Origin of the sequence: Streptomyces sp. NPDC089915 (assembly GCF_040684675.1) — a bacterium.
GTDB lineage: Bacteria > Actinomycetota > Actinomycetes > Streptomycetales > Streptomycetaceae > Streptomyces.
In genome coordinates, this window is record NZ_JBFBGN010000012.1 from 1 (window position 1) to 24921 (window position 24921).

Sequence of the window (24921 nt, forward strand, 5' to 3'; positions counted from 1 at the left end):
CCGGGGCGCTCAGCCGGCGATGCCCGCCCGCTTGTACGTCCGCATCAGCAGCGCCGTCTCCGCCGACGTGACCCCGTCGAGCCCGGCGAACACCCGGGTGGTGAAGGCGTGCAGGTCCGCGATGCCGCGGTGGCTGGAGTAGCCGAGCAGCGCCGCCCCGCCCGTGGTGACCACCAGGTGCCGTACGGCCGGCTCCCGGGCGAGGCGCCGGACCGCCGCGTCCAGCCGGCTGTGCGCCACCCCGAGCCGGAACCGGGCCTCCACCGGATAGCCCAGCACCGCCGGATCCGCGTGCAGCCGCAGGTGCAGGACGTGCGAGGTCATCAGCCGGGCCAGGCGCCGCCGCGCCGTGCTCTCGCCGACCCGCAGCTCCCGGGCCAGCCGGGTCGTCGACATCCGGGCGTCCCGGTGCAGCAGCGCCACCAGGTCGCGGTCCAGCGAGTCCACGGCCAGCGGCTCCGGCAGCGGGACGCCCGCCATCGCCAGCCGCCGCACCTCCGTCGGCTCCTCGTCGTACGGGGCCCAGTCCGCGGCGGTGAGCAGCAGCCGCAGCACCACGCTGGAGTGGATGTCCACCACCCCCTCCATCCGGCCGACCACCGTGTCCACCAGGGCCAGCAGCGCCTCGTGGTCGGGCGCGTGCAGCTCCGCGTACACCTCCAGGGCGCCGGTGGCCACCTCCACCGACCGGGTCTCGGGCCGCCGGGCCAGCGCCAGCGCCGTCTCGTGGACCCGGCCGGGGGCGCAGCGCACCGCCAGCTCGGCGGTGAGCCCCTCGCCCTGGTACTCCGGGACCAGCGCGGCGCTGAACCGGACGTGCCCGCCGGCCGTCATCCGCTCCAGGCGGCGCGCCACCGTCCGCTCGTGCACCCCGATGGCGGCCGCGACCTCGGCGAACCCGGCGCGCGGGTCACGGTGCAGGGCGCGCAGCACCTGGTGGTCCACCTCGTCCAGGAGCGGGAGGGCCTCTGCGGTCACGGCTGCCTCCGGAAGGTCGTGGGACGTGGTCGTGGGACGTGGTTGTGGGACGTGGTCGTGGGACGGGGCGTCGGACGGGTCGTGGGACGCGGGCCGGGCGACCGTACGGCATGCCGGAACCGGACCCCGCGGGCATGTCCGAACCACGCCCGGGGCCGGCCATCGGTGCCCGAATCCACCGCCGGGCCCCGCCTGAATGCCTCGTTCACCCGATTATGGGGGCCACTCTTGCCCGGGGCGCGGCACGCACCGGACATTGTGGTGCGGATTCCGCCGCACCCCCGGCCGACGACGGGGGGCGGCGGACCTCCCGGGCGGACCCACACCCCCTCCGCCCCCTCCGCCCCTCCCTGCCCCGGCCGCCCCCCCCAGGCCGCTCCCCGAACAGGTGGTACGTATGACGCACACGGACGCCGCCCAGGACGCCCCCACCCGCAGACCCGCCGCCGTGCGCGCCACCCCCGCCACCGCCGTGATCGCCTCCGTCGCGCTCGTCGAGCTCTCCAGCGGCATCACCCAGGGCTTCCTCTCCCCGCTGCTGCGCGGCCTCACCGAGACCCTCAAGGTCTCCGCCGCCGACCTCAACTGGATCAGCATCGCCAACCTGCTGGCCAGCGTCGCCTTCACCCCCGTGCTCTCGCGCATGGGCGACCTGTACGGCCACCGGCGCGTGCTCCGCTGGAACCTGGCGATCGTCCTCCTCGGCTCGCTCCTCGTCGGCCTCAGCCGCTCCTTCGGCACCCTCCTGGCCGGCCAGATCCTCCAGGGCGCCTTCGCGGGCTTCTTCCCCCTCCTCGTCGGCATCCTCCGCAACCGGACCCGGGCCGCGGACGACGGCGACGGCGACGGCGGGGGCGAGAGCCGCCGGGGCATCAGCCTCATGGTCGCCGCCCTCGTCGGCGGCATCGCCCTCGGCCTGGTCGCCAGCGGCTTCGTGGCCAAGGCCGTGGACAGCCCCACCGCCGCCCTGTGGGTGCCCGCCGTCGCCACCGGCATCGCCCTGGCCGTCACCTGGCCGCTGCTGCCCGAGTCCGCGCACCGGCCCGGCGGCCGCATCGACTGGGCCGGCGGCGTCCTCCTCTGCCTCGGCCTGGTCGCCCTGATGCTCGGCCTCGGCCTCGGCGGCACCCCCGGCTGGGAGTGGACCTCCGCCCGCACCCTGGCCGTCCTCACCGGCGGCGTCCTCGTCACCGCCCTGTGGGTGGCGGTCGAACTGCGCACCGCCGAGCCGATGATCGACGTCCGGATGTTCCGGCACCGGGGCGTCGTGATCGTCTCCCTGGTGACGCTCACCTTCACCTTCGGCATGATCGGCCTCCAGGTCGCCAACCCCGTGTTCATGGGCACCAGCCCCGCCGAGCACGGCTACGGACTCGGCCTGGACCCCTTCGCCACCGGCCTGGCGATGCTCCCCAACATGCTCGCCCTCGCCCTCGGGGCCCTCCTGGCGCCCGCCGTCGCCGCCGCGATCACCGACCGGCTCACGCTCGTCTCCGGCTCGCTGCTGATGGCCGCCGGCTACCTGATCTCCCTGACCTGCCACGCCCACGAGGCCCCGTTCCTGGCCGGCACGGCCGTCGCGGGCCTCGGCACCGGCTTCCTCCAGCACTCCACGCGCACCCTCGCGGTGGAATCCGTACCGCACGAGCGGACCTCGGTCGGCTCCGGCATCAACGAACTGCTGATCAACGTCGGCGGCTCCATCGGCGCCGCCGCCGTCCTCACCGTCTTCGCCGCCCGCACCCCCGCCGGGCAGGCCCTCCCCGAGCTGAGCGCCTACACCGTCTCCTGGACCCTGTGCACCGCCGTCGCCCTGGCGGGCGCCGCCCTCGGCCTCCTCTACCGCTCCCCGCGCCCCACCGGAAGGGCCGCCGCCCGATGAACGCCGCCACCGCCCTGCGCGAGCACGCCCGCGCCCGCCTCACCGCCCGGCAGGACGAGGTCCTCGGCCTCAGCCACGCCCTGCACGCCGACCCCGAACTCGCCTACGAGGAACACCGCTCCGCCCGCCGGATCGCCGAGCTCCTCGAACGCGCGGGCTTCGCCGTCACCCGCGGGGCGTACGGACTGCCCACCGCGCTCGACGCCACCGCCGGCGGCGGGGAGCTCGTCATCGGGATCTGCGCCGAGTACGACGCCCTCCCCGGCATCGGGCACGCCTGCGGCCACAACGTCAACGGCGCCGCCTCGGTCGCCGCCGCCCTGGCCCTGGCCCCGCTCGCCGGTGAACTCGGCATCACCGTCAAGCTCCTCGGCACCCCGGCCGAGGAGTCCGGCGGCGGCAAGGTGGACATGGTCCGCGCGGGCGCCTTCGACGACGTGGCCGCCGCCATGATGGTCCACGCCGCGCCCTCCGACTCGGTCGGCATGAGCTCGCTCGCCATCAGCAGCTGGAAGGTCGGCTACACCGGCCGCGCCGCCCACGCCGCCGCGATGCCCGAACGCGGGGTCAACGCCGCCGACGCCATGATGATCGCCCAGGTGGCCATCGCCGCGTACCGCCAGCAGATGCGGCCCGGCGCGGTGGTGTCGGGCGTGGTGACCGGCGGCGGCGAGGCCGCGAACGTCATCCCCGCCCGTACGACCGCCGACTACGACTGCCGGGCCGTCACGAGCGCCGAGCTCGCCGAACTCCAGGCCCGCGTACGGGCCTGCTTCGAGGCGGGCGCGCTGGCCACCGGCGCCGAACTCGCCCTGGAGACCGTCGGCAACGACTACGCCGACCTGCGCCAGGACTTCGACATCGGCCGCCGCTACCTGGCCGCCGCCCGCGACCTCGGCCGCCGCGTCCAGGACTGCGACCCGACCCTGAGGGGCGGCTCCACCGACATGGGCAACGTCTCCCACGTCGTGCCCACCATCCACCCGATGATCGGCTACGACTGCGGCGACGCGATCATGCACAACCCGGAGTTCACCCGCTACGGCATCGGCGCCGGCGCCGACCGGGCCGTCCTGGACGGCGGCCTGGCCATGGCCTGGACCGCCATCGACCTGGCCACGGACCCCCTCCACCGCCAGGGCCTGCTGACCCGCCTGGCGGCGAGGACGTAGACGGGGCGGCCAGGCGCCGGGTCCCGCTATCTCCCCCTCGAGGGGCCGGGGGCGGGGCGGGGTTTGCCCACCCGCCTCCCCGACCGGCCGGGGTCGGGGGAGGGCGGGGTCCAAGCAGAGCGTTCTCAGGGAGGGTTGGGGGGTTCCCGCCAGTCTCATCGTCCTTCCGCGTCGGGCCGGCCTGTCAAGGGCGCTCCTTCGTCGCGTCGCTTCGCGATCGCCTGCGGCGACCCTTGACAGACCGTCCCGCCACGGAAAAACGAAGACTGCCGGGAACCCCCCAAAGGAACGGGACGGATGTAAAGCGGGCATGCGGCGGGATCAGCGCCGAGCCGGGGAGGTCGGGACACGGCAGACCGGACATCCGGCCCCCAAGAGCCGCAAGCGGCAGCCAGTGCCGACCCACGCATCAGATCGCTACGCGCTCCTCATTTCTCAGCGTCCGGCGGCCGTCTGGGGCCGCTACCCGCACGAAATGCCAATCAGAGCGGTATCCGGGACGGATGGGCGCGTCAGATCGCTACGCGCTTCGCTGGTCTCGGCGTCCGGCGGCCGTCTGGGGCTGGTCATAGGCGGGGACGATGTTCTCGACGGTGGTGGTGAATTCCCGGCTGGAGGCGCCTCGGATGTAGGCGAGTTCCTTCCAGCGTTCGTAGGTGTCGCCGTCGGAGACGTTCTCGCTGGACGAGAAGGGCATGTACCTGTTCGCCCGTTCGACTGCCTTGCTCGGCGACCTCAAGCGCTACCAGGGAACGCTCGGCGGACTACTGTCCGCCCAGCAGTCCTATGTCAGTGCACGCACCGTGCTTACGCAGCTCGGCATCCCCCGCAGGGTGGCCCAGCCCGACTTCTCCCTCGCGATCGTCATGGAGATGTCCGGCTAGCTGGAGTCCGCTGCTCGCGCCTACGAAACCCTTGCGGTAGACGGTCGACTGGCTCCCTGTGACCGCGCGAGGGCCCGCTTGTGGGTGGGAACCGCGCTGAGCAAGGACGGCTGGCACGACTACGCGACGCGTGTCATGACGGCCGCGACCCGTGACTTCGAGGACCTCGCCGAACCCGACGACTGGTCGGTCGCTCACCAGAAACTCGCCCTCGCCCGTCGGGGCGCGGCGCGGTCCCCGATGCAACGGGTGCAGCTCACCACCGCTCAAGCCCACATCTTGAGCACCGATCCCGCCACCCGTGACGACGGGTTTCGCCTTCTCGACGAAGCCGCACGGATCGCCGCACAGTCCGACCTCGGGCATCAACTCCGTAGCATCGAGGCCATCAGACGGACGTGTGAGGGAGCCTTCAAGCCTCAGCAGCACCAGCGAAGGAGCAGGAAGTGGCAGACGGACGATCGCAGGGGATCACCGAGGATCAGCGGCATGCCGCCCAGCTGATCTGGGACTACCACCAGATGCGTCACGAACCCCGCCCATGCGATGCGGCCATCGCCTTGGGCTGCAACGACCTCGGCGTCAGCACCTACGCTGCCCATCTGTACGAGACCGGGCTGTTCCCCACTCTCGTCTTCACCGGCGGCAACAGCGCTGCCACCATCGGCGTGTTCCCCCGTGGTGAAGCCGTGCACTTCCAGGAACACGCCCTCGCACTCGGTGTGCCCGCCCACGCGATGCTGTTGGAACCGAAGGCCACCAACACCGGGCAGAACGTCTCGTACGCGCGGGAGGTGCTCACTGCTGCCGGGGTCCGACCCAGTTCAGTCCTGCTGATCACCATGCCGTACATGGAGCGACGGGCCTTCGCCACGTGCCGAGCGCAATGGCCCGAGGTCGAAGTGGTCTGCTCCTCGGCCCCGTTGTCCCTCGACGATTACCTCAAGGGCATGGGTGACGGGGAGTCCGTGATCAGCATGATGGTCGGCGATCTCCAGCGGGTGATCGAGTACCCCCGGCAGGGCTTCGCCATTGCCCAGAACGTCCCGGATGACGTGTGTGCCGCGTATGAATCCCTGGTCCGCGAGGGCTTCACCAGTCATCTCATTCAGACGGAACAGCCTCAGCCGGACGCCGGACGCTGAGCTGCGCCGGGCCCTCACGGCGCTGATCGCCTAAGCGGACAGGAACAGACTCACCCTCTCGATGACCTGCGCCTGCCAGATCTGAGTCTGCGGATCGGCGTAGCCAGGATCCTCGTGAACGGCGAAACCGTGCTGGGCGCCGTCCAGCTCCAGCAACTCGGCGGGACCTGCGAAGGCCGGAAGGTACCGACGCGAGGACTCCACCGGCACGAACGTGTCCTTCGTCCCGTGCACGACCAGGACCGGTGCCCGAACCGCCCCCAGATAGACCGCCGGATCCAGGTAGAACACCTCGTTGTGCAGTGCCCGCCCCAGTTCGAAGGGCGACTTCTCACTGAAGCCGACCTCGTCGAGATCCCGTGCGGCAGTACTGGAGATGTAGTCGCCCTCGAAATACGGACGGCTGTCCACGTAACGGTCCCGATAGTCCAGCCGCGGGTTCAAGAGCACGAGCCGCCCCACGTCCTGCGGCCGGTACGCGGCGTGCAGCGCGGCGGCACCACCGGAGAACGACGCCGCGATCACATGAGGTGCCCCGTCCACCCCCCTTTCACGCCGCACCTGATCCACGGCGGCCCGCACGTCATTGGCGACTCCCGCGATGGTGATGTCCTGCGCCCGGCCCCCACTCGCTCCGTGCGCCGGCAGATCGAACCGCAGCGACAGCAAGCCGGCCTCAGCGAGCCCTCCGGCCAGCCGGTTGAAGAAGCCCCCTTCTTCCCTCGTGACACCGGCACCGTGCACGAGCACGACACACCCCGTAGTCGCCACCCCGACCGGCGCCGTCACCGTCCCCGCCAGCTCCGTACCGTCAAGCGACCGGAACCGGACTTCCCACTCAGAGGCCATGCCCCCGATGGTAGGGAGGAGCCGCCGAATCCGGCCGCCGGACGCCGAGACCAGCGAAGCGCGTAGCGATCTGATGCGCCCACCGGCCCCGGATGCCGGTCCAGTTGGCATTTCATGCGGGTAGCGGCCCCAGACGGCCGTCGGACGCCGAGAAATGAGGAGCGCGTAGCGATCTGGTGCGTGGGCTGGCACCGATTGCCGCTTGCGGCTGTTGGGGGCCGGATGTCCGGTCTGCCGTGTCCCGACGACCCCGACTCGGCGCTGATTCGGCCGCATGCCCGCTTTACATCCGTCCCGTTCCTTTGGGGGGTTCCCGGCAGTCTTCGGCATTTCGCGGCGGGTCGGTCTGTCAAGGGTGGCCGAAGGCCATCGCGTAGCGACGCGACGAAGGAGCGCCCTTGACAGGCCGGCCCGACGCGGAAGGACGATGAGACTGGCGGGAAGCCCCCAACCCTCCCTGAGACCGCCCAGGCCAGACCCCGCCCTCCCCCGACCCCGGCCGGTCGGGGAGGCGGGTGGGCAGACACCGCCCCGCCCCCGGCCCCTCGCGGGGGAGATGGCGGGCCCCCGCCTCACCCCGCCGGGGCCGCCTCCACCGCTCGTACCCGCAGCCAGCCCGCCGCCGCCTTCGTCGCCGAGCCCAGGGCGAGGCCCCAGGCGGCGCCGGCCACGCCCCAGGCCGCGTATCCGGCCAGCAGCAGGGCCACCGACAGCAGGGAGAAGACCACCTGCAGCGACAGCGTCGCCTTCGGGTTCAGTACCCGCAGCGTCAGCAGCGCGCAGGTGCCCAGACCCATCACCGCGTACTGGGCGCCCGTCGCCGGGAGGAGGGCCGAGGCCGCCGTCCAGGTGTCGCCGAGGAGGTGCCGGCCCAGCCCGTCCGGCAGGGCGTACAGGACCGCCGCCCACCCGGCGCCGACGGCCGCGAGGGCGGCGCCCATCACCGCCGTCAGCCGGACCACGCCCCGCCTGCCGGACGCCCGGCCCACGATCGGCGGCCCGAAGGCGTTCGCCGAGTTGAACAGCACGTTCAGCGGGCCGAACAGGGTCGTCGCCCCGCGCAGCGCGCCCACCGCCAGCGGGGTCGCGAAGGCGCCCAGCCCGAGCACCGCGAGCTGGCTGGAGCCGTTGCCCACCGCGAACTCGACCACGAACCGCTGCCCGAGGTGCCCCCGGCGCAGGTACGGCCGGACATCGGCGCGGGCGTCGCGCACGTACGGCCGCAGCAGCCACAGGCCCAGCCCCAGCGCGGGCAGCGCGGACAGCCCCCACACCAGGACCAGCCGCCCCGGCGACGCCCCGTGCGGCTGGACGGCCAGCGCCGCGACCACGCACACCAGCCGCAGCGTGTCCGCGGCCAGCGCCCGCTCGGGCGCCCGCAGGGCGGAGAAGCAGTACCGCAGCCCGTCCTGGACGAGGACGAACGGCAGGACGGCCCCCAGCGCGAGGAAGGCCCACCCGGCGTCCCCGGGTACGACCAGGCCCGTCCCCGCCAGTACCAGCCCGGCGGCCCCCGCCGCCCCGGCGGTGAACAGCACCGACGACCGGCACACCGCCCCCAGCCGCCCGTCCGCCTCCTTCTCCAGCACCACGGTCTGGCCGACGTAGGACATGTTCAGCCCGAGGAGCACGCTGAACGTCACGTACACCATCGAGAAGTCGGCGAACCCGGACGCCGAGGACAGCCGGGCCGCCAGGACCAGCACCAGGATGTTGGTGGCGCTGGAGGCGGCCTGGTCCAGGACCGAGGAGACCGCGGCGAGGCCCCGCCGGCTCACCGCCGGCCCGAACGGACCGTGCGCAGGGCGACGGTGTCGCCGCCCTCGCCCGGCAGCGGCAGGCCGGCCGCGTCGGCGTCCTGCGCCTGCGCCGAGCGCGCTGCCCCCGCCCCGGAGGTGTCCCGCTTCGACTTCTGGCCGGGCAGCGGGGAGTGGAGCACCGCGCCCAGCACCGTTCCGCCGGCCCCGCTGATCAGCTCGCGGATCCGGGACAGGTCGCTGCGGTGGACGGCGCGCGGGTCGCAGACCACGAGGACCCCGTCGACGCGGTCGACGAGCGCGAGCGCGTCGGCGTACGAGAGCACCGGCGGCGCGAGCACGACCACGGTGGAGTTCGGGGAGTCGGCCTCGGAGATCAGCCGGGTCGCGCGCGGGGAGGTCAGCGCGCGGGCCACGTTGCGCACCCGGTCGCCCGGGATGAGGTCGAAGGCGCCCGACTCGCCGGCGTCCACCACCAGCTGGCGCCCGTCCGGCCACTCGGACTCCCCGCTCCCGCCGCCGAACTCGCTCCCGAGACCGGACGACAGCTGGCTCCAGCGCGGCCGGCCGCCCGCGTCCGTGGGCAGCTGGCTGGCCAGCACCGGAGTGCGCAGGTCGGCCTCGATGAGCAGGACGTCCTTGCCGGTCTCGGCGAAGGACGCGGCCAGGTTCACGGCCACCGCGGCGGCCGTCTCGCTGCTGCCGCGCGGGGCGACGACCAGCAGCCGGCGCCGGTCGGCGAACCGGGAGTCGTAGGCCAGCCGGAAGGCCACCGAGCGGTACTCCTCGGAGAGCCGCGGGTCGGCCTCGCCGGCGGCGAGCAGCGGGCCGCCGCCCGTCTTGTCCCGGGGCAGGTAGCCGAGTACGGGTGCGCGCAGGGACCGGGCCACGTCGCCCTCGGAGCGCGGCGCCGGGTCGAAGACCAGCCGCACCCAGGCGGCGAGCAGCCCGAGCGCCAGGCCGGTGGCGGCGCCGAGCGCGAGCGACATGGGGATGCCGGGGCCGTCGGGCGCGGAGGGCGGCAGCGCGGGGCTGGTGACCCGGCCCGGGGTCATGTCCAGGGCCTGGAGCTTGGTGATGTTGTTGTTGAGGGTGTTGACCTTGCTCTGGAGGTCGGTCTTGGAGCCCAGGGCCGCGTCGCGGGCCGCGCCCGCCGGCATCGCGTTGATCTGCTTGGCCAGGTCGTCGAGCTGCTTGGCGACCGGGTCGCGCTGGTCCTCGTACCCCTTGACCATCTTGGTGCGGGTGACGTCGAGGGCCTCCTGCCGCTTGAACAGGTAGGCGTCGGCCATCCCGTTCGCGCGCTTGGCGGCCTCCTTGGGGGAGGCGGAGGTGTAGGTGAAGCGGAGCACCATCGTCTGCGGCGGGTTGGTCACCTGGAGGCCGCGGCGCAGCGCGGCGACGTCCTTGTCGGCGACCCCGAGCTTCTTCGCCGCCTGCTCGGCTATGGAACTGGAGAGGGCGACCTGCCGCTCGGAGCCGATGTTGATCGCCTTGTCGGGCGCCAGGCTCGGGTTGAACGGGTCGTCGGTGGGGGCGCGCAGCACCACGTCCGCGACGGACACGTAGGTGTCCGCCGTGGAGATGCCGAGGTAGACGCCGCCCAGCAGGCCGACGGCCAGGCCGGCGCCGAGCAGCCGGCGGTAGCGCAGCAGCTGCTTGAACTGGTCCCTGAGGAGGTCCGGTTCGTCCTCCGTCGGGGCCGCCGCCGGGCGGTTCGTCTCGGTCACGACTGGGGACCCCCAAGTGCTTCGTCGATCAGTGCGTCGATGCGGGCCAGGCCCGCCTCACGGCTCAGGTGGGCCGCCACGTGGACGGGTCCGGCCGCGCCCAGCGCGTCCGCGCCCGCGGGGTCCTCCGCCAGGGCCCGGACGGCTCCCAGCAGGGCCGCGGGGTCTTCCGGCGGTACGAGCACCCCGGCGCCCGAACGCTCCACCTCCTGGGCGGTCCCGCCCAGCGCCGCGACGGAGGCGACGACGGGCCGGCCGGCCTGGAAGTAGGAGGTGAGCTTGGACGGAACGCTCATGTCCATGACGGCCGCGTGCTGCGTCACCGCGAGCACGTCCGCAGCGGCGAGGATATCCGGGAACTCTCCGTCGGCGGCAGGGGGGATGATGTCCAGGTTGGGCACGTCGGCGGCGAGGGTGGCGAGGGCCGCGCGCTGGCTGCCGTCGCCCATCAGGACGAAGCGGACGGCGGGGTCCATCCGGGCCGCGCCGACGAGGACTTCGAGGCCCTGCTTGAGGCCCATGTTCCCGGAGTGCAGCACGACGGTCTGGCCCGGTGCCCAGCCCAGGTGGCGGCGGGTCTCCCCGCGCGGCTTGGTGGGGCCCGGCACGTGCGACCAGTTGGGGACGACGCGGATCCGCTTCGGGTCCACGCCCATGCCGACGACCCGGTCCACGAAGGTCTCGTGGATGACGCCGACGAGGGCGGCCCGCTTGAGGGCGTAGGCCTCCGCCCGTCCGGCCAGCGCGGCCGCCTTGTCCCCGCCGCTGATCCCGCTCTGCGCGGCGGCGGCCCCCATCAGGTCCTGGACCACGGGGACGAACGGGACCCTCCAGCGGGCGGCGAGGCGTGCGGCCAGCACCCCGCCGGCCAGGCTGGGCATCTGGGCCATCACCGCGTGCGGGCGCGGCATCCGCGGCGGGGCCACGGCACCGTGCAGCAGAATCGATCCTTCGAACAGGGCCCGCTTCACGGCGGTCTGGTGCGCCGGCACGGTGTGCGCACGCCGGTGCACGGTGACCCCCGCGCGCCGCTCCGTACGCCGCAGCGCCCCCTTGTACTCGGGTTCGAGGGACCAGGCCGGGTAGTGCGGCATTCCCGCCAGGACGTGGGTGTCATGGCCGGAAGCCGCCCAGTGCTCCGCGATCTGGGTGGCGTACGGACCGATGCCCGCGTGCTCCGGCGCGTAGTTGGTGGAAACCAGCAGCAGCCGCCGGTGGCCGGATGTGGACACTGAACGTCCCCTTCTCCCCTGGATGATGCGCACGTCACCCTATGCGTTCACCGACGGGGTGTGGAACGTGCGCGCTATTGTCTGCTAATCCGCCGCGCCGGGGGGCGCGGCCTTGGGGGGTAACTGATGACGGAGCACCAGATGTCCGACACCGCACCGGTGGCGCGCCGGCCGTACCGGGTCGGCTACGCGCCCGGTGCCTACGACCTGTTCCACATAGGCCACCTCAACATCCTGCGCCACGCCCGCAGCCAGTGCGACTACCTGGTGGCCGGAGTGGTCTCGGACGAGATGGCCGAACTGGCCAAGGGGCGCCGCCCGATGATCCCGCTGGTCGAGCGGCTGGAGATCGTCCGCAGCGTCAAGTACGTTGACGCCGCCTTCGTCGAGACGGTCCCGGACAAGGTGGAGACCTGGAAGCAGGTCCGCTTCGACGTCATCTTCAAGGGCGACGACTGGCGGGGGACCCCCAAGGGCGACCGGCTGGAACGCGACTTCGCCGCCCACGGGGTCGACGTCGTCTACTTCCCCTACACCGTGCACACCTCCAGCACCCAGCTGCGCCGGGCCCTGGACGCGCTCGCCCAGCCGCACACCGTCCCCCTGCACCAGCCGCTGACCGAGCCCCTCACCGCCGAACGGCGCTGAGCTCCCGGAACCACTTCGCGAGGAACGCCAGCAGGAACAGCACGGCGACCGCGCCCAGCCCCGTGTACGCCCAGCGGAACAGCTCCCCGCCGCCCAGCAGCAGGAACACCAGGCAGAACACCCCGTAGTCCACGGGCAGCAGCGCCACCGCGCGCAGGGTCGACGGGGCCGCGGCGGGGCTCCCCGGCGCGGCCTTGGGCTTGAGCTTCTCGGTGAGCAGACCGCCGAAGAAGGTCACCACCGCGGCGAACTGGAAGCCCAGCGGCACCAGCAGCCAGCCGTCCGAGCCCGTGCCGTACGCGTCCGGGAAGCGGAAGAAGGCGATGAGCACGCAGGCGTGCAGCGCGGTCAGCTTGGCGGCGTCCACGACGTGGTCCAGCCATTCGCCCGCCGCGCTCCCGCCCCCGCGCAGCCGGGCCAGCTGGCCGTCGGCGGAGTCGAAGGCGAAGCCGGCCGCGAGCGCGGCCCACACGGCGAGGCCCAGCCCCCACGAGGGCGCGGCCAGGGCGACCGCCGCGACGGCGGCGAAGCTGAACGCCGCGCTGACCAGGGTGACCTGGTTGGGCGTCAGTCCCAGACCGTACGAGACGGCGGCCAGGTACCGGCCGGCGGGCCGGTTCACGAACCGGGAGTACAGCGATACGCCCTTCGCCGACTTCTGCGCCCCGCGCAGCTCCCGCAGCGCCGTCCCCACCCTCGCCATGCGTACTCCCGTTCGTGTGCCCATGTGTTCGATGTTCACGGAAAGGGCACATCATCGCAGGGCCGACGGGGGCAGGGATCCCGTCAGCCCCCTCAGCCCCCTCAGCCCGCCACCCGCAGCAGCAGCACCGACCGGGCCGGCACGGTCACCGTCGCCCCGCCCCGGTACCGGGTCCCGGGCGCGGTCTCCTGCTCCTCCCGCGAGGTGTCCAGGACGAGGTCGTACTCCCCGGCCCACGGCGGACCCGGGAGCACCCACTCCACCGGCCGGTCCCCGGCGTGCAGCAGCGCCAGGAAGCTGTCGTCCGTCACCTGCCGGCCCCGCTCGTCGCGCCCCGGGATGTCCCGCCCCGACAGGTACAGCCCCACCGCCGCCGCCGGCGCGTACCAGTCCCGCTCCGTCATCTCCGCCCCCGCCGGGGTGAACCAGGCCAGGTCACGCAGCCCGTCCGCCCCCTGGGCCCGCCCGGAGAAGAAGGCCCGGCGGCGCAGCACCGGATGGGCCCGGCGCAGCGCGACCAGCCGCCGGGCGAGGGCGAACAGCCCGCTCCACGCCGGGTCGGACAGCAGCGACCAGTCCACCCAGCCCGTCTCGTTGTCCTGGCAGTACGCGTTGTTGTTGCCGCCCTGGGTCCGCCCGAACTCGTCCCCCGCCACCAGCATCGGCACGCCCGTCGACAGCAGCAGCGTGGTCAGCAGGTTGCGCAGCTGCCGCCGGCGCAGCGCGGCGATCCGCGGATCGTCCGTCTCGCCCTCGGCCCCGCCGTTCCACGACCGGTTGTCGTCCGTGCCGTCCCGGTTGGCCTCGCCGTTGGCCTCGTTGTGCTTGCGCTCGTACGAGACCAGGTCGCGCAGGGTGAAGCCGTCGTGCGCCGTCACGAAGTTCACCGAGGCGTACGGCCGCCGCCCGCCCCAGGCGTACAGGTCGCTCGACCCCGACAGCCGGTACCCGAGGTCCCGTACGTCGGGCAGCGCGCCCCGCCAGAAGTCCCGCACCGCGTCCCGGTAGCGGTCGTTCCACTCCGTCCACAGGGGAGGGAACGCCCCCACCTGGTAGCCGCCCGAGCCCACGTCCCACGGCTCCGCGATCAGCTTGACCCGCCGCAGCACCGGGTCCTGGGCGATCACCGCGAGGAACGGGGAGAGCATGTCCACGTCGTGCATCGACCGGGCCAGGGCCGCCGCCAGATCGAAGCGGAACCCGTCCACCCCCATCTCCGTGACCCAGTAGCGCAGCGAGTCGGTGATCAGGCGCAGCACGTGCGGCCGCCCGGCGTGCAGGGTGTTCCCGCAGCCCGTGTAGTCGGCGTAGCGGCGCTGGTCGGACTGGAGCCGGTAGTAGCCCCGGTTGTCGACCCCGCGCAGGGACAGGGTCGGGCCGAGCTCCCCGGCCTCCGCCGTGTGGTTGTAGACCACGTCGAGGATCACCTCGATGCCGGCGGCGTGCAGGGCCTTCACCATCCGTTTGAACTCGCCGACCTGCTGCCCGGCCGTCCCGCTGGCGGAGTACCCGGCGTGCGGGGCGAAGTAGCCGACCGAGTTGTAGCCCCAGTAGTTGCGCAGCCCCCGCCGCAGCAGGTGGTCCTCGTGCGCGAACTGGTGCACCGGCAGCAGCTCCACCGCCGTCACCCCGAGCCCGGTCAGGTGCTCCACCGCCGCCGGGTGCGCCAGCCCCGCGTAGGTGCCGCGCAGCTCCGGGGGAACACCCGGATGGCGCATCGTGAACCCGCGCACGTGCAGCTCGTAGATCACCGAATCGGCCCAGGGCGTCTTCGGCCGGACGTCGTCCGCCCAGTCGTCGTCATCGTGGACGACGACCCCCTTCGGGACGAACGGCGCCGAGTCCCGGTCGTCGCGCACGGTGTCCGCGATGTACTGCTGGGGCCAGTCCCGGACGTGCCCGTACACCTCCGGGGGCAGCGAGAAGTCCCCGTCCACGGCCCGCGCGTACGGGTCCAGCAGCAGCTTCGCCGGGTTGTAGCGGGCCCCCGTCCAGGGGTCCCAGCGGCCGTGCACCCGGAACCCGTACCGCTGCCCGGGGCGTACGCCGGGCACGAACCCGTGCCAGATCTCGTGCGTCAGCTCGGCCAGGGTGCAGCGGGTCTCCGTGCCCAGGGCGTCGAACAGGCACAGCTCCACCGCCTCCGCGCCCGGCGCCCACAGCGCGAAGTTGGTGCCCTCGACCCCGCCCGGGCCCGCGTGGAAGCGGGCCCCCAGCGGATGCGAGGAGCCGGGCCACACCGGCGGCCCCGGGTGCGCGGCCGCCCGTAACACCCGCTGCTGGACCCGCTCCCGTACGGAGTCCATGTCGGGGCCGCCCCGGGGGGCGGCCTCGGTGGTATCGCTGGCGGCGGTATCCACCGCCTCTTGCTCGGCTGCGCTCGACACTGCCCGCCTCCACGGCTCCTCGGTACCGGCGGGGGAGTGCGGCCCGGCGTCCCGGCCGGGGCCCGCCCCCGTCTGGTCCTTCACACTGTTCTGCCCGGACTGCCGTACCCGGAACGTGTCCGGCCCTCACGTTTCCCCCGGAGGGCCCCCGTCGTTGGACGGGGCGTGACACTTCTGACGAGGCGGGCAGGGGCGGGCTTGGCCGCCGTGGCGGTGTGGGCGGGCCTGCTGGGCGGGCTCACCGGCTGCACCGGGGACGGCAGGTCCCCGGTCGAGGTGCAGCTGCCCGGCAAACCCCGCTCGCCCGACGAGGCCATCCGCATCACCCCCGACGACAACGCCAAGGGGGTCCCGGCCGACGGTCCGCTGCGGGTCAACGTCCCCGAGGGCCGGCTGGAGCGGGTCACGGTCACCAAGGTCGAGGACGCCCAGCAGGAGCAGGTCCCCGGGTCGATCGCCGCCGACGGGCTCAGCTGGAGCCCCGACCCGGCGGCCGGGCGGCTCGCGCTCGCCGCGAAGTACACCGTCGACGCGGTCGCCGTCGACGGGCACGACCGGCGCCAGGCCCGCCACACCACCTTCACCACCTACGTCCCCGAGGAGCGGTTCATCGGGTACTTCAAGCCCGAGAACCGCTCCACCGTGGGCACCGGCATGATCGTCTCCTTCGGCTTCAGCCGGGCCGTCAAGAACCGCGCCGACGTCGAGCGGGCCATCACCGTCACCTCCGAACCGGCCGTGCCCGTCGTCGGCCACTGGTTCGGGTCCGAGCGGCTGGACTTCCGGCCGAAGGAGTACTGGAAGCCCGGCACCCAGGTCACCGTGCGGATGAAGCTCCGCGACGTCCAGGGCGCGCCGGGGGCGTACGGCATCCAGGACAAGACCGTGAAGTTCACCGTCGGCCGCTCCCAGGTCTCCACGGTCGACGCGGCGGCGCACACCATGGAGGTGCGGCGCGGCGGCGAGCTGCTGTCCACCATCCCCATCAGCGCGGGGGCGCCGAAGAACACCACCTACAACGGCAAGATGGTGGTGATGGAGATGTTCGACGTCACCCGGATGAACGGCGCCACCGTCGGCTTCACCAGCGAGGACGGCAAGGGCGAGTACGACATCCCCGACGTCCCGCACGCCATCCGGCTCACCGCCTCCGGGACCTTCCTGCACGGGAACTACTGGTCCAGCCCCGACACCTTCGGCACCACCAACACCAGCCACGGCTGCGTGGGCCTGCGCGACGACAAGGGCGGCGGCTCCGACACCCCGGCGGGCTGGTTCTTCGACCGGACCCTGATCGGGGACGTGGTGGAGGTGGTGAACTCCCAGGACAAGACCGTCGCCCCCAACAACGGACTGGGCGGCTGGAACATGTCCTGGGCCGACTGGGTCGCGGGCTCCGCCGTCAGCTGACCCGCGCCGCAATCGAGTGATCGTCACACCGGAATGACGTAGCCGGGGAGTGTCTTCCGTCCGCCACGCCGGGCCCCGCCCGCAGCCTGGCAGGGCCATCAGCGCAGGCGATGGCCCGATCTCCTGGACGGAGCGTCATGTCAGCAAGGAACTGGACCCTCGGGCTGGCCGTGGGAGCCGTACTCGCGGCCACCGCCGGGGCCCCCTCGGCCCTCGCGGCCGGCCCCGGCACCGCCCCGCCGGCGCCCCGCGCCCTGCGGGCCCCGCTGCCCGGCGGCCTCGGTCCGTGCATCCCCGGCGGCACCGGCCCGGGCCAGGGCTGCCCGCCCACCTGGCCCGACCCGAACAACCTGCCCTTCACCGGCCGGGACAACGGCATCAACCTCTTCGTCGGCGGCGACATGCAGGTCCGCCGGGGAGCCGCCGAGGCCGAGGGCAAGGTCGTGGTCCTCGGGGACTTCGACATGAACAAGTCCGCCGGCGGCAACGTCTACAACGTGGGCATCGCCGGCGTCGGCTCCCGGGTCCCCCCGGCCGACGGCTCGGACTTCCTGACCACCGGCGACGACGTCACCGTCGCCGCCGGCCAGCGCCTCCTCGCCGACGGCGGGGTCGTCCGCTACGCGGGCACCCTCACCGGCACGGTCACCGGCACCCCCGTCCACGACGCGAACGCCGCCGCCCCCTACACCGCCCTGCGCGGCCAGCTGACGGCGGCGAGCACCTGCTACGCCTACCCGCAGGGCGCCCCGCGCCCCGCGACCGGCCGGGCCGTGTGGAGCGCGCAGGAGACCGTCTTCACCGGTGACGGCTCCTCCATGCTCCAGGTCTTCAACGTGGACTTCGACCTCGCCGGCACCGGCACCGGCCAGCAGAGCATCCGCTTCGCGGGCATCCCGGCCGGCGCCACCGTCCTGGTCAACCTCACCGGCGCGGCCCGCACCCTGCGCGTCAACAACGTGATGCTTCCGGCCGGGCTGCGCGAGCGGCTGCTGTGGAACTTCCCCGACGCCTCGGCCGTCGGCCTGGAGGGCTCGGCCCAGCTCGGCGGCAGCGTCCTGATCGGCCGGGACGCCTCCGTCGCGACGGTCTCCGTCATCGGGATGAACGGCCGCTTCTTCACCGCCGGCAGCGTCACCCACACCAGCCCCACCGAGACCACCGGCCTGGGCGCCGAGTTCCACGCCTACCCCTTCGACGGGGACCTGCCCGACTGCGCCCCCAACCCGCCGGTCACCGGACGCGTCGCCGTACTGAAGACCGACGAGGAGGGCCGGCCGCTGGCCGGGGCCCGCTTCGAGCTGTGGCGCGAGTCGAACGGCGTCCCGGGCCTCCAGGCCGACGGCGCGACCCCCGACACGAAGGTCGGCGACTGCACCACCCCCGCCGACGGCACCTGCACCCGCGAGGAGGAGCTCGGCACCTACTACTGGCGGGAGACGGCCGCGCCCGGCGGGTACGAGCTGCCGGTCAACCCGGTCTCCCAGCTGGTCCTGACGCGGGAGAACGCCGAGCAGGGCGTGAGCGTCACCGCGCAGAACCGGCGCACCACGCCCCCCGAGCCCAGCGCCCGCGTGGTGCTGCGCAAGGTCGACCTGGAGAGCGGCGACCCGGTGCCGGGCGGCCGCTTCGAGCTGTGGCGCGAGACCAACGGCGTCCCCGACCTCCAGACGGGCGGCCAGGATCCCGACACCCGCCTCGGCGGCGTCTGCGTCACCGACACCCAGGGCACCTGCACGGTGGAACTGCCCGTCGGCGAGCGCTACTACTGGCGTGAGGTGGGCGTCCCCGACGGCTACGAGCGCCCCGCCGACCCCGTGACCGCCTTCGACCTCGACGAGGGCGACGTCGCCCAGGGCGCCGTCGTCACCATCCGCAACCAGCGCAAGGACGTGGAGCACCCCGGCTCCGTCAAGGTGCTGAAGAAGGACGCCAAGACCCGCAAGCCGCTGGGCGGAGCGGTGTTCCAGCTGTGGAAGGAGACCAACAACACCGAGGGCCTGCAGACCGGGGGCCAGTACCCCGACGAGCGCGTCGGTGAGCCCTGCACCACGGGCGGGAACGGGGCCTGCGAGTTCGACGGGCTCGCCCCGGGCTCGTACTACGTCCTGGAGACGGCGGCCCCCGACGGCTACGCCCTGCCCGCCGACCGGGTCACCGGCCCGCTGCGGCTGGACGGCGGCGCCATGGGACGGGAGATCGTCGTCCCGGTCCTCAACAAGCGGGACAAGCACGGCAAGCCGGACCACCACGGCCACGACAAGCCGGGCCACGAGAAGCCGGGTCATGAGAAGCCGGGCCACGAGGAGCACGGCGAGCACGACGGTCCGCACGGACCGGGCCACGACAAGCCGGGCCACGGCGGGCACGACGGCCCCGGCCTCCCGGGCCTCGGCGGCGACTGGACCGCCACCCGCGCCCGGAACTGACGCACCGGCCGGACGGGCCCCGACCTGCCCGTCCGGCCCTGCGGCCGGGCCGTCAGTTGGGACGGAACGGTGACATGAACGTTTCTATTCGTAATCTCCCCGTGTGATTTCCTGTCGGCAAGCGCGCGACTGTCCGTGCGCGGGGGACATGGGGAGATCACGAGTGAACGTGCAGCCGATACGCGGCCGCATCCGCAGCGGCCTGCCGGCCCTGATGCTGGGCGCGGCCCTTCTGCTCACCACGGCGTGCGGCGGTGGCGGCGGCGCCGGGAGCGGCGGCGGTGGCGACAACGGCAAGCCGGCGGGCGGCGGCAACGCCGCGAAGGCGAACACCGAGGCCTCGAAGGCCGCGGTCAGCGTCAAGCCGGACGACGGTGCCAAGGAGGTCGCCACCAGCGGCGTCCTGAAGGTCACCAGCACCGGCGGCAAGCTGACCACGGTCACGGTCGCCGACACCAAGGGCAACGCGGTCGAGGGCAAGCTGACCCCCGACGGCGCCGCCTGGGAGCCGGCCCGCAACCTGGCCGCCGCCACCGAGTACAAGGTGCACGCGGTCGCGAAGGACGAGGCCGGCCGGGAGTCCGCCAAGGACACCACCTTCACCACCCTCACCCCGCAGAACACCTTCGTCGGCCACTACACCCCCGAGGACGGCTCGACCGTCGGCGTGGGCATGCCGGTGTCGATCAACTTCACCCGCGGCATCACCAACACCGAGGCCGTGGAGAAGGCCATCACGGTCACCGCCGAGCCCTCCGTGCCGGTCGAGGGCCACTGGTTCGGCAACGACCGCCTCGACTTCCGCCCGGAGAAGTACTGGGCCGCCGGCACCAAGGTCACCGTGAAGCTCGCCCTCGACGGCGTCGAGGGCCGCCCGGGGGTCTACGGCAAGCAGACCCGTACGGTCACCTTCACCATCGGCCGCTCCCAGGTCTCCACCGTGGACGCGACGGCGAAGACGATGGAGGTCGTCCGCGACGGCCAGGTCATCAAGAACCTCCCGATCACGGCCGGCGCCCCCTCGACGACGACCTACAACGGGCAGATGGTCATCAGCGAGAAGTACAAGGTGACCCGGATGAACGGCGCCACCGTCGGCTTCGGCGGCGAGTACGACATCTCGGACGTCCCGCACGCGATGCGCCTGTCGAACTCCGGCACCTTCGTCCACGGCAACTACTGGGCCCCCTCCAGCACCTTCGGCTCGGAGAACGTCAGCCACGGCTGCGTCGGCCTGGAGGACGAGCGCGGCGCCGGGGACCCGAACACCCCCGCCGCCTGGTTCTTCAACGAGTCCCTCATCGGCGACGTGGTGGTCGTGAAGAACTCCAAGGACAAGCAGATCGCCCCGGACAACGGCCTCAACGGCTGGAACATGGACTGGGCGGAGTGGAAGAAGTAGGCGGATCGCCCCGCTGATCCGGTGGCCCGGTGCTGTGACCCACAGCACCGGGCCACTCCTCGTTAACCGCCGCTAACCTTCCTCGTATGACCATCTCTCTCGAAGTCTCCGAAGGCGTCGGCACCATCCGCCTGGACCGTCCGCCCATGAACGCCCTGGACATCGCCACCCAGGACCGGCTGCGCGAGCTCGCCGTCGAGGCGACCGACCGCGCCGACGTGCGCGCCGTCATCATCTACGGCGGGGAGAAGGTGTTCGCGGCCGGCGCGGACATCAAGGAGATGCAGACCATGGACCACGCGGGCATGATCGCCCGGTCCCGCGCCCTCCAGGACGCCTTCACGGCCGTCGCCCGGATCCCCAAGCCCGTCGTCGCCGCCGTCACCGGCTACGCGCTCGGCGGCGGCTGCGAGCTCGCGCTGTGCGCCGACTACCGGATCGCCGCCGACAACGCCAAGCTGGGCCAGCCCGAGATCCTGCTGGGCCTGATCCCCGGCGCCGGCGGCACCCAGCGGCTGTCCCGGCTGATCGGCCCCTCCAAGGCGAAGGACCTCATCTTCACGGGCCGGATGGTCAAGGCCGACGAGGCCCTCGCCCTCGGCCTCGTGGACCGGGTCGTGCCCGCCGCCGAGGTGTACGAGCAGGCGCACGCCTGGGCGGCCAAGCTCGCCCAGGGGCCGGCGATCGCCCTGCGCGCGGCGAAGGAGTGCGTGGACGCCGGCCTGGAGGCCGACATCGACACCGGCCTGACCATCGAACGCAACTGGTTCGCGGGCCTGTTCGCCACCGAGGACCGCGAGCGCGGTATGCGCAGCTTCGTCGAAGAGGGGCCGGGCAAGGCCAAGTTCGTCTGAGCTCCGCTCTGCGGGTGAATCCCTGCGGGTGGTTTAGCCAGGCCTTAAGGGAGCCTTAAGGCGAAACGGTTGATCAACCCATAGTGATCACTGTTCAGCTGATCGTCACCGCAGGTCAACGTGGCCCGGCGGGTGACCGGTTGCCCGTCGCATATGCCGGTACGCCCTCTCGGAATTCTGGATTCCGGGGGGCGTATTCCCGCGGAACGGCCCGTGCGGACGAGACGGCCGTCCATGATGGGTGCATGGCGGGCCTGGAGGGTATGGATCAGCCGCGGCAGCGCGGCAGCGCTATGGCCGTTCGGCTCACGGCGGCGGTCGAGGAGGAACAGGGCCTCAAGGCGCTGGAGTTGTACGGCAACCCGGCGGAGGTGGAGGTGACCCTGCCGTCCATGCCGGAGTCCGCGAGCACGGCCCGCCGTCTCACCCAGAGCGTGGTGATCCGCTACTGGGGCCTGTCGCCGCAGATCGCCGAGCACGCCGTCCTGCTGGTCTCCGAGCTCGTCGGCAACGCCGTGCGCCACACCGGGGCGCGTTCCTTCGGCTTACGGATGCTGCGCCGCCGCGGCTGGATCCGCGTGGAGGTGCGCGACCCCTCGCGCGGGCTGCCCTGCCTGATGCCGGTGCACGAGCTGGACACCACCGGCCGGGGGCTCTTCCTCGTCGACAAGCTGTCCGACCGCTGGGGCGCCGACCTGCTGCCGCGCGGCAAGATCACCTGGTTCGAGATGCGGGTCGCGGACCGCTGACCTTCCCCTCAAACGCCAGAAACCCCCTGTCGCCGAGGTGGGGCGCTGCGGGGGTTTCATGGGCGCCGAGGACCGGTGGGGTGTGTGGTCCTCGGCGGTTGGGCTTCGCTCGGGTCAATGGGAAGCCGTGGTTCCGACTATGGCAGACGAGGGCCCAAACGCCAAAAGTCCCTACTCGGACATAAGTGTGCATATCCTAAGAGTTTTCATCTAAATCTTAGGTGAGGTGAGCCACTCGCCTCGCAATCCATGAATGACTATCCACCGCTCTGCGTAATTCGTTGATCAGATAGCGGACAGTCGGGCCCTGATCCGCCACTTCCGAACGTCCCAAAATGGGTCAATCATTACCTTCGGGGACGTTCACCACTTAAATGGGCAGGTGCTCTGTTATCCAGACCGCCGTACCGCCCTGCGCGCCACGGTGGCGGTCGCCGCCGGTGCCCTCACCGCGGCCTGCGGCACGGGCGGCGGCCCCTCGGCGCCCCGGCCCGTCCAGGCCGCCCCGGCCAAGCCCGCCCCCGCCAAGCCCGCCCCGGCGGCCGCCCCCGCGCCCCGCCGCTTCCCCGGGCAGCCCGTGGAGATCGCGCACGGCCCCCGCGAGCGCCCCGCGGTCGCGCTCACCTTCCACGGCAACGGGGACCCCGCCACCGGCCGCGCCGTACTCGCCGAGGCCGAGAGGGCGGGCGCGCGGATCACCGTCCTGGCCATCGGCACCTGGCTCGACGACCACCCCGAGATGGCCCGCCGGATCCTCGACGGCGGCCACGAGCTCGGCAACCACACCCAGCGCCACCTCGCGATCGACTCCCTGCCCGAAGAGGAGGCCTACGCCGAGATCACCGGCTGCGCCCAGCGGCTCAAGCGCCTCACCGGCTCGATCGGCACCTGGTTCCGCCCCTCGCAGACCCAGTACGCCAGCCCGCTCGTCCAGAAGCTCGCCCAGCGGGCCGGCTACCCGCACGTCCTCTCGTACGACGTGGACTCCCTCGACTTCACCTCGCCCGGCGCCGCGGCCGTCCTCCGCAACGTCACCGGGACGATCCACGGCGGATCGGTGGTGAGCCTGCACTTCGGCTACGCGGACACGGTCGACGCGATGCCGCCCCTCCTCGAAGAACTCGCGCGCCGCAAGCTGCGCGCGGTGACCACCACGGAGCTGCTGACCCCATGACGACCACCCGCCTTCCCCGGAAGGCCACCGTGCTGCTGGCCGGTCTGGTCCTCGCCGCCCTGGCCGGCTGCGGATCGGCCGACAAGGCGCCCGCCGAGGCGCTCGGCTCCAAGGGGCCGGCCGACCCCGTCAAAGCCGTGCCGGCCGCACCGCCCGGGCTGGCCGGGATGCCCCCGGTGCTCGATCCGACCGACGTGTACGCGGCGGACCGGCCGAACAAGCTCTCCCCGGTGGTCAAGGACTTCCCGTCGCGCGTCTACGTGCCGAACACCAACTCCAACACGGTGTCCGTCATCGACCCGGCCACCTACAAGGTCATCGACACCATCCCCGTCGGCGTCCAGCCCCAGCACGTGGTGCCGTCGTGGGACATGAAGACCCTGTGGGTCAACAACAACCGCGGCCACACCCTCACCCCCATCAACCCGGCCACCGGCGAGGCGGGGGAGCCCGTCGAGGTCCACGACCCCTACAACCTCTACTTCACCCCCAACGGCAAGTACGCCGTCGTGATGGCCTCCATGGACCGCGAGCTGGTCTTCCGCGACCCGCACACCATGAACCGGGTCAAGACCGTCCCCGTGACCTGCTTCGGCGTCAACCACGCCGACTTCTCCCTCGACGGCCGCTACTTCATCGTCAGCTGCGAGTTCTCCGGGGAGCTGCTCAAGGTCGACACGGAGAAGATGGAGGTCATCGGCCAGCAGAAGCTCCCCTTCGAGGGCGCGATGCCGCAGGACGTGAAGGTCTCGCCGGACGGGAAGACCTTCTACGTCGCCGACATGATGGCCCACGGCATGTGGGTGCTCAGCGGCGACAAGTTCGACGTCCCCAAGCTGCTGCCCACCGGCAAGGGCTGCCACGGCCTCTACGTCAGCCGCGACTCCCGCGAGATGTACGTCTCCAACCGCGGCGAGGGCAGCGTCTCGGTCTTCGACTTCAAGAAGAACGCCCTCACCAAGAAGTGGGAGCTGCCCGAGGGCGGCAGCCCCGACATGGGCGGGGTCTCGGCCGACGGCAAGGTGCTGTGGCTGTCCGGGCGCTACAACTCCGAGGTCTACGCCATCGACACCACCACCGGCAAGGAACTGGCGAAGATCCCCGTCGGCAGCGGCCCCCACGGCCTGGCCGTGTACCCGCAGCCCGGCCGTTACTCCCTCGGCCACACCGGCATCTTCCGCTAGGCGGGCCCCGCCCACCGCACCGGAACGCGGCGGTTCCCGGGAGCCCGCACGGCTCCCGGGACCCGTGGGCGGGACCCGCCCCCGGTACGGCTACCCTGAGCCGGTCAACAAGCACCAGGAAGGGGTGGCCCCAGTGGCGGACATCGACAAGGCACGTGAGACGTTCGACCGGTTCGACGCGAACGGCGACGGCGTCATCACGGCCGACGAGTACAGCGCGGCCATGAAGGCCATGGGGGACGCTTTCGTCACCCCCGCGGTCGCCGACGCGATCGTCGCGTCGAAGGACCTCAACGGCGACAAGCTGCTGAGCTTCGACGAGTTCTGGGCCGACCTGAACAAGTAGGGGCCC

General features: G+C 72.5%; 20 protein-coding genes and 1 pseudogene. 13 read left to right on the forward strand and 8 right to left on the reverse strand.

Annotated elements, in window-relative coordinates:
* Window positions 1-9: 9 nt before the first annotated feature.
* On the reverse strand, window positions 10-978 hold the full coding sequence (locus tag AB0O29_RS06000) for an Lrp/AsnC family transcriptional regulator (protein WP_365146760.1): 969 nt from the start codon (window positions 976-978) through the stop codon (window positions 10-12).
* Between the two features lie 397 nt (window positions 979-1375).
* On the opposite strand from AB0O29_RS06000, the gene AB0O29_RS06005 reads away from it, so the two are divergent.
* Both AB0O29_RS06005 and AB0O29_RS06010 read left to right on the forward strand, forming a co-directional pair.
* The gene (locus tag AB0O29_RS06005) at window positions 1376-2860 is read left to right on the forward strand and encodes an MFS transporter (protein ID WP_365146763.1); all 1485 of its coding nucleotides are present in this window, start codon (window positions 1376-1378) and stop codon (window positions 2858-2860) included.
* The gene (locus tag AB0O29_RS06010; RefSeq protein ID WP_365146766.1) at window positions 2857-4032 is read left to right on the forward strand and encodes an amidohydrolase; all 1176 of its coding nucleotides are present in this window, start codon (window positions 2857-2859) and stop codon (window positions 4030-4032) included. Before AB0O29_RS06005 ends, AB0O29_RS06010 begins: the two co-directional genes overlap by 4 nt.
* 520 nt (window positions 4033-4552) lie before the next feature.
* Here AB0O29_RS06010 and AB0O29_RS06015 read toward each other — a convergent pair.
* On the reverse strand, window positions 4553-4729 hold the full coding sequence (locus AB0O29_RS06015; RefSeq protein ID WP_365146988.1) for a hypothetical protein: 177 nt from the start codon (window positions 4727-4729) through the stop codon (window positions 4553-4555).
* On the opposite strand from AB0O29_RS06015, the pseudogene AB0O29_RS06020 reads away from it, so the two are divergent.
* A pseudogene (locus tag AB0O29_RS06020) lies at window positions 4713-5420 on the forward strand (hypothetical protein); the annotation flags it as partial. The gene AB0O29_RS06015 and the pseudogene AB0O29_RS06020 sit on opposite strands and share 17 nt — an antisense overlap.
* Window positions 5363-6061: a YdcF family protein gene (locus tag AB0O29_RS06025; RefSeq protein ID WP_365146769.1), complete on the forward strand. Its 699-nt coding sequence runs from the start codon at window positions 5363-5365 to the stop codon at window positions 6059-6061. The pseudogene AB0O29_RS06020 and the gene AB0O29_RS06025, both read left to right, overlap by 58 nt.
* Before the next feature lie 30 nt (window positions 6062-6091).
* On the opposite strand, the gene AB0O29_RS06030 is transcribed toward AB0O29_RS06025, so the two are convergent.
* The 4 genes from AB0O29_RS06030 to AB0O29_RS06045 form a co-directional block, all read right to left on the reverse strand.
* Window positions 6092-6910 carry an alpha/beta fold hydrolase gene (locus AB0O29_RS06030; protein ID WP_365146772.1) on the reverse strand — a complete coding sequence of 273 codons (819 nt, stop codon included), beginning with the start codon at window positions 6908-6910 and terminating at the stop codon, window positions 6092-6094.
* A gap of 572 nt (window positions 6911-7482) precedes the next feature.
* A complete protein-coding gene (locus AB0O29_RS06035; protein ID WP_365146775.1) occupies window positions 7483-8688 on the reverse strand; it encodes a hypothetical protein in 1206 nt (401 codons plus the stop codon).
* Window positions 8685-10397 carry a lipopolysaccharide biosynthesis protein gene (locus tag AB0O29_RS06040; protein WP_365146778.1) on the reverse strand — a complete coding sequence of 571 codons (1713 nt, stop codon included), beginning with the start codon at window positions 10395-10397 and terminating at the stop codon, window positions 8685-8687. The genes AB0O29_RS06035 and AB0O29_RS06040 overlap by 4 nt, the downstream gene beginning before the upstream one ends.
* Window positions 10394-11599 (reverse strand): glycosyltransferase family 4 protein, encoded by a 1206-nt coding sequence (locus tag AB0O29_RS06045; RefSeq protein WP_365146946.1) that lies wholly within the window; start codon window positions 11597-11599, stop codon window positions 10394-10396. The genes AB0O29_RS06040 and AB0O29_RS06045 overlap by 4 nt, the downstream gene beginning before the upstream one ends.
* Before the next feature lie 171 nt (window positions 11600-11770).
* Here AB0O29_RS06045 and AB0O29_RS06050 point away from each other — a divergent pair, with 171 nt between their 5' ends.
* Window positions 11771-12277, forward strand: coding sequence for an adenylyltransferase/cytidyltransferase family protein (locus AB0O29_RS06050; protein WP_365146781.1), 507 nt, complete (start codon window positions 11771-11773; stop codon window positions 12275-12277).
* Here AB0O29_RS06050 and AB0O29_RS06055 read toward each other — a convergent pair.
* The gene (locus tag AB0O29_RS06055) at window positions 12258-12980 is read right to left on the reverse strand and encodes a CDP-alcohol phosphatidyltransferase family protein (RefSeq protein WP_365146784.1); all 723 of its coding nucleotides are present in this window, start codon (window positions 12978-12980) and stop codon (window positions 12258-12260) included. The genes AB0O29_RS06050 and AB0O29_RS06055 overlap by 20 nt on opposite strands.
* A gap of 101 nt (window positions 12981-13081) precedes the next feature.
* A complete protein-coding gene (glgX, locus tag AB0O29_RS06060) occupies window positions 13082-15286 on the reverse strand; it encodes a glycogen debranching protein GlgX (RefSeq protein WP_365146949.1) in 2205 nt (734 codons plus the stop codon).
* A 279-nt stretch (window positions 15287-15565) separates the two neighbouring features.
* Between glgX and AB0O29_RS06065 the strand changes: the two genes are divergently transcribed.
* The 8 genes from AB0O29_RS06065 to AB0O29_RS06100 all read left to right on the forward strand — a co-directional run bounded on the left by AB0O29_RS06065 (window position 15566) and on the right by AB0O29_RS06100 (window position 24915).
* A complete protein-coding gene (locus tag AB0O29_RS06065) occupies window positions 15566-16777 on the forward strand; it encodes an Ig-like domain-containing protein (RefSeq protein ID WP_365146787.1) in 1212 nt (403 codons plus the stop codon).
* A gap of 137 nt (window positions 16778-16914) precedes the next feature.
* Entirely contained in the window at window positions 16915-19206 is a 2292-nt protein-coding gene (locus AB0O29_RS06070) for a choice-of-anchor A family protein (protein WP_365146790.1), read from the forward strand.
* Between the two features lie 214 nt (window positions 19207-19420).
* Window positions 19421-20608 (forward strand): Ig-like domain-containing protein, encoded by a 1188-nt coding sequence (locus tag AB0O29_RS06075; RefSeq protein WP_365146952.1) that lies wholly within the window; start codon window positions 19421-19423, stop codon window positions 20606-20608.
* A gap of 86 nt (window positions 20609-20694) precedes the next feature.
* A complete protein-coding gene (locus AB0O29_RS06080) occupies window positions 20695-21462 on the forward strand; it encodes an enoyl-CoA hydratase-related protein (protein ID WP_365146793.1) in 768 nt (255 codons plus the stop codon).
* 140 nt (window positions 21463-21602) lie between these two features.
* Window positions 21603-22211 (forward strand): ATP-binding protein, encoded by a 609-nt coding sequence (locus AB0O29_RS06085; RefSeq protein WP_365146955.1) that lies wholly within the window; start codon window positions 21603-21605, stop codon window positions 22209-22211.
* 382 nt (window positions 22212-22593) lie between these two features.
* Window positions 22594-23385 carry a polysaccharide deacetylase family protein gene (locus AB0O29_RS06090; RefSeq protein ID WP_365146796.1) on the forward strand — a complete coding sequence of 264 codons (792 nt, stop codon included), beginning with the start codon at window positions 22594-22596 and terminating at the stop codon, window positions 23383-23385.
* Window positions 23382-24569, forward strand: coding sequence for a hypothetical protein (locus tag AB0O29_RS06095; RefSeq protein ID WP_365146799.1), 1188 nt, complete (start codon window positions 23382-23384; stop codon window positions 24567-24569). Before AB0O29_RS06090 ends, AB0O29_RS06095 begins: the two co-directional genes overlap by 4 nt.
* Before the next feature lie 133 nt (window positions 24570-24702).
* Window positions 24703-24915: an EF-hand domain-containing protein gene (locus AB0O29_RS06100; RefSeq protein ID WP_365146802.1), complete on the forward strand. Its 213-nt coding sequence runs from the start codon at window positions 24703-24705 to the stop codon at window positions 24913-24915.
* Window positions 24916-24921: the final 6 nt, after the last annotated feature.